The sequence below is a fragment of the Vibrio chagasii genome (assembly GCA_041879415.1).
Taxonomy (GTDB): domain Bacteria; phylum Pseudomonadota; class Gammaproteobacteria; order Enterobacterales; family Vibrionaceae; genus Vibrio.
The window spans coordinates 178,015-197,650 of the sequence record CP090852.1; the positions used below are offsets into that span (position 1 = coordinate 178,015).

Consider the following 19,636-nt stretch of genomic DNA (forward strand, 5'->3'; position numbering starts at 1 on the left):
ATGATCAAGAAGAGTTTAGCGACAGCGGTTGCTTTAGTTATTTCAACGTCAGCATTGCTATCAACATCTGCAATGGCAGCTAACAGCGTCCAAGCCACTGTTGACGCACCTGCACAGAACATTAATCAAGTGCTTGAAATGACTGACACTCAAACACGCATTCAGCAGTTGTCTTACATGGCACAAGATAAGAATCAGTCTATTGAAAACCGCACAGGAGCCTTGCAAGAATTGGCTTCATACCCAAGCCAAAACGCACTGGTGGCCGTTGCGAGAGGCTTGAAAGACCAAGACCCTGAAGTGCGTGAAGCTGCAGTTATTGGCTCTGAACCCTATCAACTGGAACATCGTTGGGCATTGATTTCTCCTTTGCTTAAAGACAGCGATACCATGGTTCGTCACACAGCGACATCGAATTTAGTTCGTGATTTCAATACTCTAGATGAAGCGCAAAAAGCGGAAATTGAACCGGCGGTAAAAGAGCTGATCACTTTCTTGGAAACACAAGAATCAGAGAAGTTTCAGTTACTGTTTGCAGATGTCCTACGTTGGCACAATGAGTGGGAAAAGGCAGAAACGGTTTATTTAGAGCTGATTAAAACGCATCAAAATGATCCTCAAGTATGGTTGAGCTACGCAGACAACTTCCGAGCTCAGAAGAAAGACCAACAAGCGGTTGAAGTGTTAGATCGCGGTTTAGCGAATGTGCCGGACAATGCGGCTTTGCATTACTCAAAATCGTTGACCTTAGTTCGATTAGAAGAGAAGGGCGCCGCAGCAAAAGAGATCGAAGTGGCTGCTGAGCTAGCGAAAGACAACAGTTATTACTGGTACCTCAACGGTGTATTGCAAGAAGATCTCGATATCGACAAGTCGACAAAATCATTTGAAAAGGCGTATTTGATTTCTGGTGCTCCAGAGCAGCTCTACGCTGTATGTGATATTTACGTGCGTTATGGTAATGAAAAAACTGATGAATGTTTGACGGAGCTTAGTAAGGTCGCACCTGACTATGTGATTGAACAGTTGAAAGAGAAGCGAGTAGCGCCAAGTTCGTAGTAATTGCGTTATTCGATAAACTAAAGTGAGTTATTGAAAAGCCAGTCGAAACGTTCGACTGGCTTTTTGCATTTGGAAGTGATTTTAAAATGTGTGGTTGGAACAAGAGACAAATCAGAGGCGCTATAGTGGGTGAGCTGAGCTACTCACCCGTAAAGCATCTATTCACTCATAAAACATCTATTCACCCATAGAACTGGATGCGCGACGTCTGTCTGTTGCGCCGTAAAGTTTTCCATCTTTGATTTCAATGGCGTTTAAGCCACTGACGACAGGTATGACATGGACTGGGTAACCAAGCTGCATGAATTCTGGAACCAACATTTCGGCGTAGGTTTTTTTCTCGACCAAAAGGCCTGTTGGGTCATAGGGCTTGGTGCGATCTATCTTAGTTCCGTATTGAATGTTTGGCAGGTCAATCGCTTCTTGCGCTGATAGATCCCAATCCACAACACCAACCACGGTTTTTAACACGTACCCAGGAATTTGTGAGCTACCCGGAGAGCCAACAACTAAACGCAGGTCATCTTGTTTATCGATCACCATTAATGGCGTGATTGCTGAACGAGGACGCTTGCCTGCTTCAATTGCATTTTGGCTTGGTTTGCCATTGATGGTTGGTTTGGTAGAAAAATTCGCCATTTGTGCATTCAAGATCACACCGTCTACCATCACGCCAGAGCCCATTCCTGTACCGATGGTGCTTGTCATGGCTATCGCATTGCCTTCTTTATCGATGATGGAGATGTGTCCGGTATCCTTGCTCTCAAAGCCTTGATGTTGTGCGTAATCGGTATCTGAAACCTTGCCAGCTTTCGGATTTGATTGAGCGATCCCATTTTCTGGGATCAGTTGGCGTCGCTTATCAATATAAGATTTATCAAGCAGGGCACTTACGGGTGTTTCCACATAATCAGGATCGCCAGCGTAAGCAATACGATCGGCTTTAGCGATTCTCATTGCCTCTGTCATCAAGCGCCATGGTTCTGCGTCGGTTTTGGACATGTCTGCCAAATCATACGCTTCAAGCATTTCTAGGCTTTGCGCTACCATCACGCCACCAGAGGCAGGGTAACCAAAGGATACGATCTTGTTACCACGATAGTCGCTCTCAATGACGTCACGCTTTTTGATTTGGTACTGCTCAAAGTCTTCAATGGATAGTTTTGCATGGTCTGAATCGATGCGACTGTTGACCGTTTCTACAATGTTCTTACCAAACTCTCCACCATAAAGGTATTTGTCACCTTGTTGAGCAATATTGGTCAACGTATCGGCAAGCTTTGGATTGGTCATCAAGGTGCCCGTCGGTTTGATTTCGTCGTTATCCCAATAGAGCGCTTTGATTTCTGGATCTTCAATTAAACGGTTTTGCTCACGGACTACAATGTCGTACGTGTAGCTATTCATCGCATAACCTTTGCTAGCCAGGTCGATGGCCGGTTGAACTAACTCTGACCAAGGCAGTTTCCCATACTCTTGGTGGGCACTATAAAGTAGACGAAGAGTGCCAGGTATTGCGACCGAACGAGGACCTAAAATTTCATTTCGACTCAGTGGCTTGCCGTTTTCCATGAACATGTCGGGTGTCGCGCTTGAAGGCGCCTCATCTCGTCCATCAAGAGCGAGAAACTGGTCTTTATCATTTTGATAAAACAAAGCAAACGTTCCGCCGCCGATCCCGGTCATGTCGGGCTCGACCACCGACATGGTCATTTGCATTGCCACCATGGCATCGATGGCATTACCGCCTTGTTTCAGTATCGAATAGCCAGTGCTGCTGACATAGGGGTTTGTCGCACTAACCATGAATTTGTCACCTTCAGCATCAGGCACTACTGGAAAAGGGCTGGGCTCAGCAGCAAAACCCACCGCCGAAACCAAGCTTAAAGATAAAGTTGCTATACGCATGCGCTCTCCAATTAGAGGTTTAATTTAGTCGCTCTAAGGTTGACTGAATTAAAAAGAGTAAGTTCTTGAGCCTGTCGCCTTCTTACACAAACCTGACGATGTTGACACAGTTATTAAAGTGTAGGGCATGTAGGAAATTTAATTATTGGTAACGCGTTTGAATCATCGTGTTTTTATATATTTAAACTCGACATTAAGCCTATGGAATACGTGCGTTTAAATATGTTGGTTGAGTATGAAGTCGAATAAACATTAAGTTTTAAACAGGATGACGAGCTTGGAATTAAGCAGCATTTGATGAAGTTAAAAATTAAAGCTTATGATTTATATGGTAATTATCACGGATGATACATTTTATAAACAATATTTACATATTTATCACTATTTTTGTATTGACCGATTGAATAACTGGTCAGATCTGTTATTGTGCCAAAAAATACTAGTGCGGTTTGTCATACTGTTTAGCAAGGAAGCTTATGTTTACACTATCGATTAAGAATCGAATTTTGGCGTTATGTTTGGTTTCGTTAGTAGGGTTTATTAGTATTCTATTTGTCGGTGGGAATACACTCACTAGCAACACCAAGCAGGTTAATCGAATAGACCAAGTTACTTATCCCGTGATGAACGCGGCGTCGTTAAACAGTGTGTTGATCTCCCAATTGGCGGAGCGTTTTAACTTAGCTGTAACGCTTGGTGATGAAGATATTTTGGAAATGAACAAGCAAACTCTTGCTGCGATTCAAAGTAACTTCAATAGTCAAATCACGCTGGATCCTTCTCTGCAGGGTGAATCGATGCTTCTGCAAAATAAGACCAATCAATATTTTGAACTTGCTTACCAAATTGCCCAAGGAATGATCGATGAGGAGATCAGTCTGAGCGAAGCCGGTCGTTTAGCAAAAGAAAGTACCGCGATTTTAGATGCCTTAACCCTTGGCATGCGTGAGTTCAGCGCAGACCGACAAACTGAGTTCGAGAATGCAGTTGAAGATCTAGAAGCCAATAATAAACAGGCTAATCAAATCATGAGTGTTTCTGGTGCGGTGGCAATGCTTGCTATGTGTATCTTCGGGTGGTTAGTCGTAAGAGGAATTCGAGCGGATCTGGCAAACATTAGCGATAAGATGCACGATATCGCTGAGGGAGACGGAGACCTAACAGTACGCCTTCAACACGAGAAAAATGATGAACTTAAACCATTAGTAGAGTCATTTAATAGCTTCGTGTCTCATCTGCAACAGAACGTAACCCATACCATAGACAACGTGACTCAACTGGATTCGATTTCTGGCTCTCTTGTTAAGTCGAGCCAAGTTACAAACGAGCTTTCTACGAAGCAACACCTTTCAATTGAAGAAGTTTCTAGCTCATTGAATCAGCTATTTCTTGCTGCTCGAGAGATTGCAACCAATGCAAACGATGCGTCATCTTCTGCTTCTAGTGCTAGTGAACAAGCAAGCTTAGGCGAGCAGCAAGTTGAGAGCACCATCGTTGCAGTAAAAGAGCTAACGAACGATGTCAGCAATGCATCGCAAGTTGTCAAACAGCTGAACGACAACACACAGAGTGCAGGTTCAATTTTAGAATCGATCAGTGCAATTGCAGAACAAACCAACCTGTTAGCGCTTAACGCGGCCATTGAAGCGGCTCGTGCTGGAGAACAAGGTCGAGGTTTTGCTGTTGTTGCTGATGAGGTTCGAACGTTAGCGTCACGGACACAAACTTCAACCCAAGAAATTCAGTCGGTACTTTTACAACTTCAAGAACAAGCACAAACGGCTTCGACCATTATCTCTGAAAGCGTTATTAAAGCAGAAGACTGTGTAGAGAAGTTCTTAGTGGCTGAAGGGTCGCTGCAAAGAATTACATCAGATGTCACCGAAATCAGCCAACGAAACGAAAGTATTGCCGCTGCGACAGAGCAGCAAGAACAGACCTCAACCCGAATAGAAAGCTTTGTAGAAGAAATTCGCAAAATGGCCGAAGGCACCAGCAACAGTGTAAAACAAGTTGATGCTGTCGCCCATGATATTCAAGAGGTCACTCGAAACATATCAACATTAACTGGCCACTTTAAAGTGAGTTAAAAGCCCCTAATTGTCCTCTTTATCCTTGTTCGTGAAACATAAAGGAGGGAGGTCTACACCCGAAATTCGGGTGATTCATATAAAAACAAGAAAATAACATAACAATGGAGTTAGTTATGAGAAAGACAGTGGTTGCTGCACTCGTAGGCATGGCGTTTGGCGCTAATGCGACAAGCATGGACAATATTCGTATTAGCGGATTCGGTTCTGTAGGTATTGGTAAGTCAGATAACGCCATAGGCTATGCGGGTTACACTGACGAAAAACTCGACTGGGAACAAGAGACGCTAGCGGGGGTGCAGTTTGACTTTCAAGTCAACGAGCGTGCTAAATTCGTAACACAGGTGGTTGCTAATAGCCGCTATGATTATGATCCAAAATTTGAGATGGCTTACGCGTCTTATGATTTCGACTCGTTTACTGCTCGTGCAGGTAAGCTTCGTCTTCCTCTATTCTTCTATTCAGACTATACCGATCTTGGCTATGCGTATCCAATGATCAGGCCGTCACAAGAGCTTTATGAAAACATTGTTTTGAAAGGTTATACCGGCGCAGACTTGCTGATTCCGATAGAGCTTGAAGACTCAAGCCTATTGCTGCAGCCATTGGTTGGTATTGGCACTATCGATGAGGAAGATTCAATCGTAGGTGAGGTTAAGCTAGATCAACTGTATGGTTTGAGCGCGAACTGGAACGTTGATGATTTTACTTTCCGTGGTTCTTACTTGGTTGCTGAAACAAACCCGTCATGTGATTTCAATACATCAACGGACCCGTACTGCCGCCAGTTAGCTCCTTTACTTGATAGCCAAGATGGTCAGTTTATCTCTTTGGGGGCGCAATATGATAACGGCGATCTACTGGTTAACGTAGAAGCCGCTGACGTTCAAATTGAAGGTCAATTCTACGACTATCAATCAGTTTCAGGCTTGGTCGGCTACCGAATCAATGAGTTTACACCTTATCTTTCAGTTAGCTGGGTTGAAACCACGGATAACGATGAACGTGAAAACATGATGATTACAGCAGTTAAAGAGACGATGAATTACGAGCGTATCTCTTACTCTATCGGTAACCGTTGGGACTTTGCTAAGAATATGTCGTTAAAGGCTGACGTGACTTACGTGGATTACCGCGATACAAGCGGTGGCTTCCAAACCAATGTTGAGACGTCTGCAGCCAACCCATTTATGGCGACAGGGAATTACCTTGAAGACAGCTCAATTGTCTATTCAGCTCGTCTAGATTTCGTATTTTAAGGAGGCAACATGAAAACTTTATTATCAGCGATAACATTAGCCGTCCTTTCATTTAATGTATCGGCAGGCATGGTTGTTATTGGTAACAATGCCGGTGTGGATTCTTTGTCGAAGTCGGATGTCAAAAAGCTCTTTATGGGTAAAAAGAGCAAGCTGGCTAACGGGACTAAGGCGCAAATTATAGAGTTAGTTGATGGTTCAGAAGGGCGACTTGCCTTCCATGAAGTCGCAACGGGGCGCAGTGAATCTCAGCTACAATCTGCTTGGTCAAGGCTAGTGTTTACAGGTAAAGCTGAAGCGCCTATTCAAGTTGCGGACTATAGTGAGGCCATCACAACGGTAGCGTCAAAAACTAACGCCATTGGTTACGTTGATGAGTCGGCATTGACGGGTGACGTGAAAGTGCTGTTTAAGTACTAATGCAATTTTAGATGATAATAAAAAAGCCCAAGACAAAGGTGTTGTCTTGGGCTTTTCGTTTTACTGTTATGTGTTTTCTCGGTAGAGGTTAGAACACGAAACTCAGCATAATGGTATATAGCACAGCATCTTTATCATCAAAGCCCGTCAGTGGATTAAAGTCTTCAACAAAGGCGCCGTTTGTCTTACGAGCTTCAAAGTATTGCACCTCACCATTGAGGGAAACGTTCGGCAATACGTCGTAATCGATACCAATCAAATAGCTGTTGCCTGTGAGGTGTTCGTTTGAGTCAAATTCAGCACCATAAACGACATAAGGCGTAAACGAATTCAATCTGTAGCCTAGACTTGCATACATCGATGAAGAGAAATCACTGATTTGTCCTTCACTTGATAGTACCGCTTGACCAAATTCATACTCAGCACCCAAAGACCAAAGCTGGATGTGTTGGTTGTCTGCAGTGGGTAACGCACCAACGTTTTTAATCTTAACAGTCTGATCAAAGTTGGAGTCGAGGAAGGACAAATTCCAACGATAGTTCTCGCCACTTAACTGAAGGTTGGCACCAAACATGCGATTGGTTTCAAATTCCAGTTCTGTACTCGAATTAAAATCAACTTCGTTTTTGTCTTTTACGCCAAAGAAAGGGGAGAGTAACAGCGTTGCCTCATCACTCACATCATGAGTCCAGCTGACTTTAATCCCGTTAAATGCGGTTATACCTAATACGGCGTTATACACTTCTGTAGGTGGCCTTGCTGTCATGTAGGCTTGCCCAACATAGTAGTACTCAGATGCAAGGAAAAGAGGCAGTCTCAATCGCCCGATACTGACATCAAAATCATTGAATTCATAACCAAGGTAAGCCCATTCTAATTGCGGGTCACTCCAATCGTACTGAGGAGCTTTAACAACTTGCACAGAGGCTTTGAATGAGTCGTAGAAATAATCGAGTTGAACACCAAAAGTGGTATCACAGTCGTAACAACTCTCATCGGTAAAACCACGATTGATGATTAAAGGGTTGTCGTTGTCTGATGTCGCCCAAGACGTTGAACCAAAGCCGCTCAGAGACAAGTTATCGGTGAGCTCGATGATCGCGAAAGCCGGAGAGGCAATTGAAGCACATAGCACTGACGTAATTATTTTTTTCATGTTATTTCTCCGAGCTTATAACGTAGAGAACGTTGGCATTTTGAGGAATCGAAGAGAGTGGGGCATAACCAATACGGTTAGGTTTGTCGTTAAGCCAATCCACTAAGCTGTCTGTCGACGCCGCTTTGATTTCTCTTGGATAACGCGCTTTACCCGAGAAAGATAATCCGGCCCAGTGAGCGTTCATTTGAGCGGCGTTCTTTCCTAGTAAAAGTTGATAAAATTCCTCTCTTTCGGCGCTGTTTTCAGGCCAATCTGATAGTTCTACACGTTTGCTGTTAAGACGTTTGGTTTTTCCTCGATATAGTTTTCTTGCTTTGTTAATAGAAATCGCTTCAAACTCTGTGTCTAAAGAGAATATGGCGTAGTCTTCCGCTGCATGAGCTGGGCTAACAAGAAGTAGACTTCCTAATAGCCCTAGTACCGCGATGAACGCAGCTCTGCACTGGAATGTTTTTATTGTTTTTTTCCAATCCATTGGTTTCTCCTAGCAAGTCGCGCTTTCAATTTGGTGGAATAGTTTCTCTTTTCTTACGGGCTTCGCAACGTAACCATCCATTCCCGAATCAAAGCACTTTTGAATATCATCGTCGATAACGCTGGCGGTTAACGCGATGATAGGAGTCTTTGTTAAGCCTAGGTTTTTCTCGTGTTCTCTAATCTCCCTGGTTGCGGTGAAACCATCCATCACCGGCATCATGCAGTCCATTAAAATAATGTCGAAGCTGCTGTCGTTCTGATACATATCAACGGCAATCTGTCCGTTGTCCGCAATTTCAAAGGTATAACCTGCTTTCTTAAGCATGACCGACGCCACTTTTTGGTTTACACGATTGTCTTCGACCAACAGAATCTTTTCAGACTTACTTGGTACAGATTCTTCTTGAGGCTCCTCCGGCAGCGTGGTTTTTGCCGCTTGAGTTGTAGGAGTGGCATTGTGAATAGGGGTAACGGTTGAGTTGTGCGTTGGCGCTGTATTGTGTGTTGCTGGAAGCGGCATTGCTTCGACAGCCGTTAGCACTTTCTCTTTTAACATCTCGAATTTGAACGGCTTAGGCACGTAATCGTCCATACCCACATCGAAACACTTTTGAATGTCGTCATCGATAACACTGGCAGTCAATGCAATGATAGGGATGCGGCGGGTTGCTTCTGTCTCTTTCTCGATACGTCGAATGTGCCCCGTTGCCTCAAAGCCATCCATGACAGGCATCATACAATCCATCAAGATTGCTGCGTAATGAGGGTTCGCGGTAAACATATCCACGGCCTCTTGCCCATTGTTAGCGAACTCAAACTCGAACCCACTTTTTCCAACGTGTAGACCGGCTATTTTTTGATTTATCTTGTTATCTTCGACAATCAAGATCTTATGTTGAACCTGAAGCTCGGACTGGTTTGCACTCGATAGATCAGCTAAGCCTTGTGTATCACAAAGCTCGACCGCTTTTATTAAGCGAAGGCCGAGTAGGGGTTGTGACACTTGTGCCGCGATACATTCTCCGATGTCGGCAGGGTCGCTGAGGAAGGAACGAATCAAACAAATGGTTGCGCCATTTTTATGAAGCTTATCTAGCTGATCGGCATAGTCACTGGCTTGGAACTCATCGCTTTCCGCAAAGATAACCGTAGTCGGTTTTGTGTGTTGTTTGTTGATAATTTGATCACTAATCTCGCTCGTATTATCGGTGGTTTGCGACACTTCTAACCCATAGAGTTTTAGGTCGTTTTCGATACGCTCTGAAAGCAAGCTAGCATGCCCAAGAATATAAATGTCTGCGGAAGCTGAGCTTGGTTTCGGTAGCATTAAATCAACCGCTAACTCTAGGTCGAAATAGAAACAACTACCTTCGCCTTTCACTGAATCTAACTGTATTTGTCCGCCCATTAGTTCTACGAGCTGAGTACTGATGGCAAGTCCTAAGCCGGTACCACCAAACTGACGAGTCGTTGAGTCATCTTCTTGCGCAAAAGGTTCGAATATCTGTTTTTGCTGCTGCTTATCGATACCAATACCCGTATCTCGCACTGCAAAGCGCACTGTAACCTTGTCATCGGATTGTTGGAGAGTGTTGATTGAGAGGGTAACGCCACCTTCAGCTGTGAACTTCACAGCATTCGACATAAAGTTCATAAGCACTTGTCTTAGACGGTGGTCATCGATCATCACTCGGGCTGGAGTATCCGGGCTGATATCAACGTTGACTGATATTTTTTGCTCTTTGGCTTTTGGTGCAACAATCGACGCAATGTCATAAATGGATTCGCGAATAGACGCTGAATGTGGGCTGATCAGCAACATACCCGATTCAATTTTCGAGAAGTCCAATATGTCATTGATTAAGCTAAGCAAGAGTTGAGAAGAGGTTTCTATAGTGTCTACATAATCACGCTGTGTCGGGGTTAATGGAGTATCAGAAAGGATCTCTGAGATACCGATAACGCCATTTAACGGGGTACGGATCTCGTGTGACATGTTGGCAAGGAAACTACTCTTCGCCTTACTTGCTTGTATTGCGTGATCTTTCGCTTCTTCGGCGTCCTCTTTGGCTCGCTCTGCGTCTTCTTTCGCTAGCGTGAGCTTTTCTTTAGCGTGCTCTCTTTCAATAGTTAAACGCTCGACCTGCTGAGCGAATAGACTCAGTTCATCTTTACCTTGAATGAGCTTTTCCAGAGAAGGGCGAGTTTCATCATTCTCACTCTTTAAGAACTTCAGAACCAAACCAAGATTATTGGTTACCTGTCTTGCTAAGCTCAGCGTTAAGCCCATAACAATCGTTGCGAGTAGGGCGACTAAAGAAATGAATAATGTTCTTTGTACTTGAGCCGCTGAGATTGCTTGTTCAACTTCAACTTGGAACTCTTGTTTGATGACGTTCCCCAAACTCTGTAATAGGTTTAGTCGTGCGCTCATTGCTTCCAAGCCGACAGATATCTCTTGAGGTGTTAACTGACTAAGTGCGTTGAGATCCAGTAGAGCGTTTCTTATTTCTTGGCTTTGAGCAAACACATCATTTCTGAACACTTCAACCATCAGTGAAACCTGGTGTTCATTGGCATTCAATGACACGAAGCGTTCCAAAAACAGTTGTTGCCTTTCACTCAGGGTTTCAATCTGTTCTGCTAGTTCGGGATCGTATTCTTGGCTACTTTGGAATATCTCAATTAGTGAGGTACCCAATTTAAATTCTTCGTTCGACCAGAACATCAACCATTCGAGTTGTTGTAAGGCGGTAAGGTGCTGTTGGATTTCTCGCTTGGTATTTTCGAATGGTACTTTTTCTATCTCTAGCAACAACTGTTTGTATAAATCACTCTGCCACTCCTGGGCATCCAATTTATCGTAAGTATCCGTTGCTTCCATGGTGGATAGGGTAGCTTCGCTAAAATCCGCGACTAACTGATTCATTTCATCAGAAGCCCCTAGAAAGATAATAGGAGATAAGGTTTTGAGCTCTGACTTAACTTGTTCACTTTGTGCAGTAAACTCTTCAGGACTCGACGCTAAGGTGCTTCTATACAAGACAGAAATATCTTGAAGGTAGACAGATAACTGATTGGTGCGCTCAAAATCAGTTAACTGTGTCGTCAAAATATACGCTTGTCTGCCTGCAAGGAAGAGTAAAAGTGAAATCGGAAGTAGAACTAAGCCAAAGAGTTTATGTTTGACTGAAAGGTTATTCCAGACCGTAATCGCCATATAAGGATCCATCCAACTGTTTTTATATAAAAACAGTAGAATAAAAATAACGATATGGAAACTTTGTACGAGTTAATTTTTTGGAAGTGTGGGAGGAGTATAACTTCTTATGATTCCGATGCTTATTTTGATTGAATGAATAATTCCTACTAACTTCTGGCGACTGATAGCAGGTTGTTTCTTGTGCTTACTGATTAATAACTCAAAAGATGAATCAGTGAGTTCGAGATTTGCTTTGATTCGCCGCCAATAGAAGTCGCTCTAGAATCGTTTTTGCAGAAGGCTCCAAAACCCAAACACCTAAGATTCGGTTAAGTGCGGCACGATACACCCTGTTTCTAAGGAGAAATGCGAGTGTTTGGGTGTCGTTACTCAATACGTGAGTTTGTACGATAGTAAGCTCTGTTTTTTGGGCGATTTCTAGGTGTTGCAGGTTGAACGCTGGCAGGAATGCGCTTTCGTACCAGATCTCAACGATCTCTCTGAGTTCGAGTTCCTCTTCAGGCACATCACATTCCTGAAGTTGATGGTTTTCAGGAATTGCGGATAAGTAAGTGACATCAAGCTTGTCTGCAACGAAAGTGTACATCTGATTCCTTGTTCTATGGGTTTTTGAAGCGAATCATCCCTTTGGTTCATGTTTATGTCAATGGCATTCATTGAACGAGTAAATGAATTGTGTATGTGTGTTGAACTTTTAGCTTAAGCTATTCAAGTATTTGTCTGTTAGACCAAAATACTTCAGATTTCCGTCTGGTTCTAACACTAGACTCATATTCGATGTCGCGATTAATCCCGGATCATTAGTTGAGAAAATTACGCTCTTATTCAAAAGTTTATCAGTAAATAAGCGGTTAAAATATTGGGCGTTTTCTTGCTCGGCGCCATTGAATGGCTCATCGATAATTATCAGAGATTGCTCACAGTTGCCGAGGCCAAGCGCGAGGCGAAGTTTTTGCTGAATCCCATTAGGCAGACTCTTACATTTATCTACACTGAGCTGTGTTGCTAACCCGTCTGGTAGCCATTCATCTAGCTCGAAGAAGCTGACCATCTCTTGCATCTTCTCGGTAGGAATAAGGCCATTGTGCAGAATGAAGTTAGTCTCTAATGAGCCTTCAAAAATATGCAGGTTAAACGGAATGTAGTTAATCGAGGTACGGTAGCGATAGCTGTTGAATTGCTTAATGTTATAACCATCGACAGATACAGCACCTTGATAGCGGTCTTCTAAACCGGCAATGATTGAAATTAAAGTCGTTTTTCCACATCCGGTAGGCCCACATATCACCACTTTTGCAGCGGGTGGTATTTTGAAACCAAGGTTGGTTAGCCCTGTTGCTGCACCGGCGTAACGGTGACTCACGCCACTACCTACAATACTGCCTTGGAATAGGCGAATCGGTGGGCTTTTTTCTAGTGTTAACTTGTCGTCATTCATCGACATCAAATTGTTGATTTGCGCTGAAGATGCTTTGATTGATTGAAACTTAGAAATCGAGTTGTAGATGCCCATGATTGGACCTAAGGCTTTCCATACCAGAATTACGGTTGCCAGCATGGCTCCGGCATCTGAGGTGCCTTCCATCACGCCAATTACGGCGGTCACAATACTGGCGGTACCAATCACCTGAATTAAGCTACCGCCGGCGGCTTGAATTTTACTATTCGTCACCGCGACATTTTCGGCATCACTGGTACTTTGCAAGTGTGATGCACTAAAGCGAGATTGAACTACACGCAGAAGTGGCAATCCTTGAATGGTTTTGATACCACGAAGTATCTCGTTCCATTGGTAGGAAACCATGGCGTTAGCCCGAGAGCTTTTGGAAGTTGCTTGAGAATAGATATAACGCGAGTAAATACAGAACACCAACATCAAGATCAATCCGCCCATTACCACGAGTGCAGCGGTACCTGACATCAGAGCAATGGCAATGATAAACACAATGACAAACGGCATATCAAAGTAGCTGAGTGTCGATTCTGCGGTCACCAAGCGTCTAAACGTATCGATATCTTTTAAACGAGCAAGTTGAGATGAGACGCCGGCGGTTGAGGTCATCGCGTACGGGAGCCATAACAACTTCGATATCACCGCTTGCGAGATATGAACCGCAAGATCTTTCCCCGAAGTGGCGATGATGTTGACCCGCATCTTCTTGAAGAAGTATTCAGAGAACCCAACAATCACGGCAAAGAGGGTCAACCAATAGAGGGTAGCTTCAGAACTAGACGTCAAGGCGAAGTTATACACACTCATGATGAAGAAGGGTTGAAGCGCTCCTAAAATACTGATCACAAAGCTCAATATGATTAGACTCTTGAGTTCGTTGTTGTATCGATAGAACGCGTATTTAATCCAGTTACTTCTGTCTTGTGATTCTGGTGGTGGCTCTCGGAATAGGCGAGAGTACTCACTGATGGAAATCAACAAGCAAGGCTTTTTACACATCGGATATTCGATGGTGTTGTTGTTTGTGTAATCAAACAGCATTAACTTGCCATCTTTGGTACCAAGAAAGATAGCGCTAAGGTTTTCAATCTCGATAAAACATGGATGTGGGTGTTTATCGATGTTCTCGAGTGTTTTTAACTTAGTGACATCGCAGCGGTAGCCCAGGCGCTCTATGGTAGCAGTAAAACTGTCGCTGTCTTTTGGTTTGGGAATGAATGCATCACTGAGTATCGCTGGCGTGCCTTCCCATTCGAGGGCTATCAAGGTGTAGGCCAAGCCCCGAATTAGAGGTGATTGACCATAACGCTCGTCATAACCACTGGCTTCAAAATCGAGTACTCGCTGCGGAACATTGTTGAAATCAACTAGGATACTCACTGGTCACCTCCTGTAAGTTTGACGCGCTTGAGGCGGTGATTCAGTTTGTCCATTTTGTTGCTCGCAATAATGAGGATCTTATCGTTGGCACGGTAAGCGGTGCTGGTGAGCACTAAGCGGGCGAACTCATCGTCGTAGACACAATCGATGTCATCAAATATTAAGACACGCTTGCTTGCCAGCAACGCACGGACCAACAATAGGGCGTATCCCACTTGGCGCGAGAACGGGTTTCTCATGTGGCCCTTGAGTTCGGTATAAAAGCCAGCAGGTAGCCCATCGATTTGTGCCTTAATGTTCATGGTTTCGCACAAAGCAAAGGCTGTGTTATTCAAGCTTGGGCGGAAACAGGTCAGGTTATCAATAATGGTGCCTTCTACGAAAGAGCTGGTCTTATCAACCATCAATACGCTGTTACGCCAAACGTTGTAGTTCAACTCATCTAACGGTGTGTCGTTGATCATTATCTCTAATTTGCTGTCACTGTTTTGCCGAGTGATACAGTTCGCCAAGTGCGTTTTACCGGCGCCACTTTTCCCTGTCAGTAAATACGCTTGGCCGCGCTCAAACTCGATACGCTGCTTGTCTGAGTATTTAACCGATATCCGCTCAACTTCTGTCGTCTCATGCTGCTGTTCAACAGAAGCTGCGAGCTCAAGCAGTTCTGCAATACGCTGAATATGGAGCTTGTTGAGCTCCCAGCGGCTCGCAGTTCGCATCACCTGTTGGTAAGGGGCGAAGTAACGGTTAGTCAGCATGATGATTGCCGCCATGATGCCTTGGCTTGATTCCATGTTGATTACGGCTGTGGCCAAAACAACCACCACACAAGCGATTGAGAGCTGTTGAATGAGCGCTAATATCAAACTGAAGTTGGATTCAATCTGTTCGTATTTAATGTTCTCGACTTCACGCTCTTCGACCATTTGTGTCATTAAGCTCTCTACGCGGTACTCCATATTTCGCGCTTTGATATCCAGCGGGCTTGATATGATTTCAATGATTTTAGATGTGGTTAAGCCTTCGATGTCCGACTTGTTTTGCAAGCTACCAATTTTCTGTTTAGAAAGACTCCAGGCGAATATAGCCAAGATCAGCGAGGCAATGAGAAGGGTGATACCTGCCCATATGTTGATTAATCCTATGATGAGAATAGTCAGTACACTGACCGCAAGGTTGATAAGAGCTCTAACCGATTCCCCGCCAAAGAAGGTTTTTAGTTCGGGGATAGTGGCGATGCGTTCTAGATACTCCCCTGGCTCTAGGCGACGAAATTTTGATATCTCAGCCAAACAGATGGATTGGAATACCTTGTTGGTTAGGTTTGTCTCAAACTGCCTCATGATCACCGAGGAAATTTTCTCCTCCTGGTTTTTTAGGTGGTAGTCGAGGAATATCGAAATCAAAATAATCGCGAACAACAAGAAAAGGGTGTCTTGCGCTTGGTTCGGCAGCACTCGGTCAAAAATGATCAGAATTGAAAAGGGCAGTACCAAACCAAAAAGCGTTGAGATAATGGTAGAGAAAGTGAGATAGCACTTATCAGCCATATTGATTTTCTGAGAAAACTGTTCAGTTTGCATTGCGACCTCCTTTCTTTAGCGACTCGGTTGAGAGAAGGTGTTTCGGCACTAAATCTTGGTTGTCACGTCCTTCGATGTCGCTCATTAACTGCATTATGCTCTCAATAGACTGAATCGACAGTACGCCTTTAATTTGCTCAAGCTTAATTGTCTCAATGATGTAGTCGTACCGTGCACTTTCATAGTCTCGCAACGCACTAAACAGTTTGCTTTCTGCGGCGAGTAAATCGGTGATAGTACGAGTGCCCAGTTGGTATGCGCGTTGAATCCCTTTGTAAGAGGCGTAGTTAGCACGAATGATGTTTTCATAACTGCTGATCGACTGAGAAAAGTCGTTGATGTTAAGAACTGATGTGTTCACGCTATTGCGAGTGGTGTACAGCGAGTCTTGGTAAAGCAACTCTGTGCGCTCGATGGCCGTCGATGATTTCTGATAACCATAGTAGTCCGAGCCACCCGATAGGATAGGTACGGCTAGGTTTAGTCCAACACTGGTTGAGTTACTTTCACCAGTGGCAGTAACGTCTGTTTTGTCGTAGTTATTGGCATCGTCATGGCGGTAACTGGCAGAGAGTGAAACGGTTGGTAAAAAGTTAGACCCACTCTCTTTTAAGCTACGACGGCTACGTTCGACGTTTTTCTTAGCGACCAGCAGATCGTTATTGAGCTTCAGCGCTTGGTCCATAATTGAGCGTTGCTCTGTCTCACTTATCTCTTTTAGTGGAACACTTTCGTAGATGTCTTGTGACGGAGTAATAGGGTACTGAATCTGAATCGATAACCCGTTAAGAATGACGCGTCGGTCTTTTTGTAGTGTTCTTAATCTATTAGCGACCCCTTCTTTTTGTGCAATAACCTCATATAACTCACTGGCTGCAGTGTTGCCTAGCTCGACGTTACGTCGCATTTGATGTTCTCGAGTCTCAGATGATTTAAGCTCGACCATGGTTGCTTTGATTTGCGCATTGTTTTTTAGGTATTCAAAATACTGAGAGCCAATCTCTGAAATGGTGCTTTGGATTTTGTTTTCGTGTTTAATCTCTTCGATATTGAAATCGAGCTTTGCAGTGCCGTATTTGAAAATATCACCAAGGTTAAATATCGATTGAGAAAGAGAAAGGCTATAGCTGTTTGAGTTATAGCTAGAGGTTTCATCAGGAGCTCCTGATAGCAAGGTCTCGTTTTCATTCCATGTGGTATCAGCGGCACCATTTAATGAAGGGAGAAACTTAGAACGACTAATACCAATATTGTATTCGTTTTCTTCTACGCCTTTATCACTGGCTCTTAGGGAAAGGCTGTTTTGCAGGCCGAGCTCTATCGCCTCAAGCAGGGTAGTTGCCATTGCTGAAGGCGTCGTGCTGATTGCAAGTGCAGCAATAATGCCGCTAGTTAAGTTTTTGTACCGCCACATACTTGTTGATCACCTTGATGATTTCATCGCTCTTGTAAGGTTTGCTGATCACGTAATCCATCCCTGCTTCTATACACGCTTGATGTTCATTACTGCTGGTCAATGCGGTTGCACCAATGATGGTACAAGGGTTTTTCTCGTTTTCTTGTTCAAATTGACGAATCCGTTTGGTTGCTTCAATACCGCCCATACCTGGCATAATGCAGTCCATGAAAATGATGTCGGAACGCTTGTTCATGAAGTGCTTAACTGCATCGGCACCATCGCCAACGGTATCAGGTTCGTACTCTTGTTTTGTGAGGATTCGTTTGAGTAGAATTTGCTGAACTCGATCATCCTCTACGATTAAGAATGAGCTATTTTCCATCTGTTCTTCTGAGGCTTCAGCTTCCATGATGGCAAGTAGGTTCGGGATAAACTCATATGGGATTGCTGGTGAGTTTATGATCTTGTCGACAAAGCTATGGCACTCTTGTGCATGCTGAGTATTCGTGACAGACAACAATAGTTTAGTGTTCGGGTGGTTCTTGAGTTGAGATTTCACCGTTTTGCTTAATGAAGGCAGCTTGTTAGGTTCAAAGGTGTCAGTCAGCATGATTGCGTCATAGTCACCAAAGGTTTTAGCTGCTGAGAACAGTTCGTTTGCGGTGCGAACTTCGGTAATATCTAGCCCTAAATTTACGAGCATCTTTTTCATCACATCTATACGAACTTGAGTGTTCGCACATAGCAGTAAGCGTTTGCCATCGAAGCGGGTTTTCTCGGTATGGAAGTTTTTCGCCTTGAGGTCGAGTTCAATCTGAAAGCGCTCTTGTGCTCCAGATTGGAACCAATGGCTTTCGTAATAGCCATAGTCTTTTAGCACGCTCTTAGCCAAGTCATCGGTGTTGGCTGTGTGATCTTTATGAGTACTCCAGTGGAGTTTGTTTAGCTTTGCCACCGAGACATCTAGGGTAGAGAGAAAGTTGAGGTTAATCGTGACGCGCGTGTTTTCCATATCGGACGCTGCGCCAGATTCAATGGTCACGAATAACTTCTTGTTTGATTTAAGTTGAATGGCGTTTGATAGCTGTAGAAACAGAATCCAGAACAAGCTGGTGGACTGTCCTTCAACGCGATTGGGTAAATTGTCGGAAATGAAGCAGTCGAGCTGCCCCTCATTACGCTGAACTTTTGCGCTGATATGTATCATCAACTCAGACAGTACATTCAACAGCGAAAACTCTTTCGATTTACTTTCTGTCCCTTGAGAGATCAGACGGTTGTAGTTTTCAGCCAGCTCAGAAAGGGTATTGGAAGCGGAGGTAATGTCCTTCGCCATTAACACGCCGCTTTCATCCGTTTCTTGAACTAGATATTGGACACCGCCGTTGATAGTGTTGGTAATGCCGCGAATTTCATAACCGATGAGTGCATACAGCTGTTTATAAAGGTCGTTATTGCGCTTTTGATCTTCTAACTTGCTGAAGATCAATTTGAGGTGAGAGTATATTTGTCGCTGTTTAGGATTGATGCTCACTTCGTTGAGAAGTTCTTCAAGTCTTTGTAAATCAAGCTGCTTTAACTCTTGGTATAGCGCATCAAATTCATAATCGATCACTCGTTCATTTGAGCTGGATTTTTTAAGCTTAAATATCGCCACTAAATTGGACAATACGCTAATCACTGCCAACACTGCCACCACCATGAATAGCCACACAAAAAACTCATTTTTCTCAGCCATTAGGTCACTTGCATGGTTGTTAAACATGGTGCGATAGTTATCGTCCATTTGCAGGTAGTTGTTGGTCAGTGAAAGGTACAAGTCGAGTACGTCATTACGAGCTTTTGGGCTGTCAGAAAAGCGGTTAATCGCCAATTCAAGTTGCGTATATTCGGTCGCACCAACCAAACTAAATTCAGTTTTATTCAGAGAAGCCAAAGAACGAAACTCGTCAATCTCACTCTTCAGGTCGGATAGGCTTAAATCATTCTCGCTACAACTGTCTGTCTTTAAGCAGCGCTGTAAGGTTTGTATGCCTAATTCAATGGTTTGGTTTAGCTCTTGGGCTTTAGTGAGGAGTGGGGCATTTTGTACTTGCGAAACAGAGTCGACTTTTGACCAAGATAAATACAAATAAAAAGCGAGCGAAGCCAATACCACGCTAAACAGTATGCTTAAGCGCAGCGCTGGGACTGATATGTTGTATGAAGGCTTTCCGCTCATTC

13 protein-coding genes are annotated in these 19,636 nt (G+C 43.8%); 4 read left to right on the forward strand and 9 right to left on the reverse strand.

Annotated features, from left to right (window positions below; all coding sequences use genetic code 11):
• Complete coding sequence (locus L0991_14920; protein XGB64845.1) at positions 1–1,059, forward strand: hypothetical protein; 1,059 nt, start codon at positions 1–3, stop codon at positions 1,057–1,059.
• A 180-nt stretch (positions 1,060–1,239) separates the two neighbouring features.
• On the opposite strand, the gene ggt is transcribed toward L0991_14920, so the two are convergent.
• The gene (gene ggt, locus L0991_14925; protein ID XGB64846.1) at positions 1,240–2,970 is read right to left on the reverse strand and encodes a gamma-glutamyltransferase; all 1,731 of its coding nucleotides are present in this window, start codon (positions 2,968–2,970) and stop codon (positions 1,240–1,242) included.
• Between the two features lie 623 nt (positions 2,971–3,593).
• Between ggt and L0991_14930 the strand changes: the two genes are divergently transcribed.
• The 3 genes from L0991_14930 to L0991_14940 all read left to right on the forward strand — a co-directional run bounded on the left by L0991_14930 (position 3,594) and on the right by L0991_14940 (position 6,739).
• Complete coding sequence (locus L0991_14930) at positions 3,594–5,060, forward strand: methyl-accepting chemotaxis protein (protein ID XGB65450.1); 1,467 nt, start codon at positions 3,594–3,596, stop codon at positions 5,058–5,060.
• Between the two features lie 116 nt (positions 5,061–5,176).
• Positions 5,177–6,319, forward strand: coding sequence for a hypothetical protein (locus tag L0991_14935; protein XGB64847.1), 1,143 nt, complete (start codon positions 5,177–5,179; stop codon positions 6,317–6,319).
• A gap of 9 nt (positions 6,320–6,328) precedes the next feature.
• On the forward strand, positions 6,329–6,739 hold the full coding sequence (locus L0991_14940; protein ID XGB64848.1) for a substrate-binding domain-containing protein: 411 nt from the start codon (positions 6,329–6,331) through the stop codon (positions 6,737–6,739).
• Between the two features lie 88 nt (positions 6,740–6,827).
• Here the strand turns inward: L0991_14940 and L0991_14945 are convergent, their stop codons facing one another.
• The 8 genes from L0991_14945 to L0991_14980 all read right to left on the reverse strand — a co-directional run bounded on the left by L0991_14945 (position 6,828) and on the right by L0991_14980 (position 19,634).
• Positions 6,828–7,895 (reverse strand): sulfate ABC transporter permease, encoded by a 1,068-nt coding sequence (locus L0991_14945; protein ID XGB64849.1) that lies wholly within the window; start codon positions 7,893–7,895, stop codon positions 6,828–6,830.
• Position 7,896: 1 nt separating this feature from the next.
• Positions 7,897–8,373: a hypothetical protein gene (locus tag L0991_14950; protein ID XGB64850.1), complete on the reverse strand. Its 477-nt coding sequence runs from the start codon at positions 8,371–8,373 to the stop codon at positions 7,897–7,899.
• Positions 8,374–8,382: 9 nt separating this feature from the next.
• Positions 8,383–11,595 (reverse strand): response regulator, encoded by a 3,213-nt coding sequence (locus L0991_14955; GenBank protein ID XGB64851.1) that lies wholly within the window; start codon positions 11,593–11,595, stop codon positions 8,383–8,385.
• 214 nt (positions 11,596–11,809) lie between these two features.
• On the reverse strand, positions 11,810–12,184 hold the full coding sequence (locus tag L0991_14960; protein XGB64852.1) for a hypothetical protein: 375 nt from the start codon (positions 12,182–12,184) through the stop codon (positions 11,810–11,812).
• Positions 12,185–12,292: 108 nt separating this feature from the next.
• The gene (locus tag L0991_14965) at positions 12,293–14,431 is read right to left on the reverse strand and encodes an ATP-binding cassette domain-containing protein (protein XGB64853.1); all 2,139 of its coding nucleotides are present in this window, start codon (positions 14,429–14,431) and stop codon (positions 12,293–12,295) included.
• Complete coding sequence (locus L0991_14970) at positions 14,428–16,014, reverse strand: ATP-binding cassette domain-containing protein (protein XGB64854.1); 1,587 nt, start codon at positions 16,012–16,014, stop codon at positions 14,428–14,430. Before L0991_14970 ends, L0991_14965 begins: the two co-directional genes overlap by 4 nt.
• The gene (locus L0991_14975; GenBank protein ID XGB64855.1) at positions 16,004–17,428 is read right to left on the reverse strand and encodes a TolC family protein; all 1,425 of its coding nucleotides are present in this window, start codon (positions 17,426–17,428) and stop codon (positions 16,004–16,006) included. The genes L0991_14970 and L0991_14975 overlap by 11 nt, the downstream gene beginning before the upstream one ends.
• Positions 17,403–19,634, reverse strand: coding sequence for a response regulator (locus L0991_14980; GenBank protein ID XGB64856.1), 2,232 nt, complete (start codon positions 19,632–19,634; stop codon positions 17,403–17,405). The genes L0991_14975 and L0991_14980 overlap by 26 nt, the downstream gene beginning before the upstream one ends.
• Positions 19,635–19,636: the final 2 nt, after the last annotated feature.

Bases quoted from the DNA above. Each gene is read 5' to 3' on its own strand.
- L0991_14920 (XGB64845.1), top strand. From the start codon at position 1: ATGATCAAGAAGAGTTTAGCGACAGCGGTTGCTTTAGTTATTTCAACG.
- ggt (XGB64846.1), bottom strand. From the start codon at position 2,970: ATGCGTATAGCAACTTTATCTTTAAGCTTGGTTTCGGCGGTGGGTTTT.
- L0991_14930 (XGB65450.1), top strand. From the start codon at position 3,594: ATGAACGCGGCGTCGTTAAACAGTGTGTTGATCTCCCAATTGGCGGAG.
- L0991_14935 (XGB64847.1), top strand. From the start codon at position 5,177: ATGAGAAAGACAGTGGTTGCTGCACTCGTAGGCATGGCGTTTGGCGCT.
- L0991_14940 (XGB64848.1), top strand. From the start codon at position 6,329: ATGAAAACTTTATTATCAGCGATAACATTAGCCGTCCTTTCATTTAAT.
- L0991_14945 (XGB64849.1), bottom strand. From the start codon at position 7,895: ATGAAAAAAATAATTACGTCAGTGCTATGTGCTTCAATTGCCTCTCCG.
- L0991_14950 (XGB64850.1), bottom strand. From the start codon at position 8,373: ATGGATTGGAAAAAAACAATAAAAACATTCCAGTGCAGAGCTGCGTTC.
- L0991_14955 (XGB64851.1), bottom strand. From the start codon at position 11,595: ATGGCGATTACGGTCTGGAATAACCTTTCAGTCAAACATAAACTCTTT.
- L0991_14960 (XGB64852.1), bottom strand. From the start codon at position 12,184: ATGTACACTTTCGTTGCAGACAAGCTTGATGTCACTTACTTATCCGCA.
- L0991_14970 (XGB64854.1), bottom strand. From the start codon at position 16,014: ATGCAAACTGAACAGTTTTCTCAGAAAATCAATATGGCTGATAAGTGC.
- L0991_14975 (XGB64855.1), bottom strand. From the start codon at position 17,428: ATGTGGCGGTACAAAAACTTAACTAGCGGCATTATTGCTGCACTTGCA.
- L0991_14980 (XGB64856.1), bottom strand. From the start codon at position 19,634: ATGAGCGGAAAGCCTTCATACAACATATCAGTCCCAGCGCTGCGCTTA.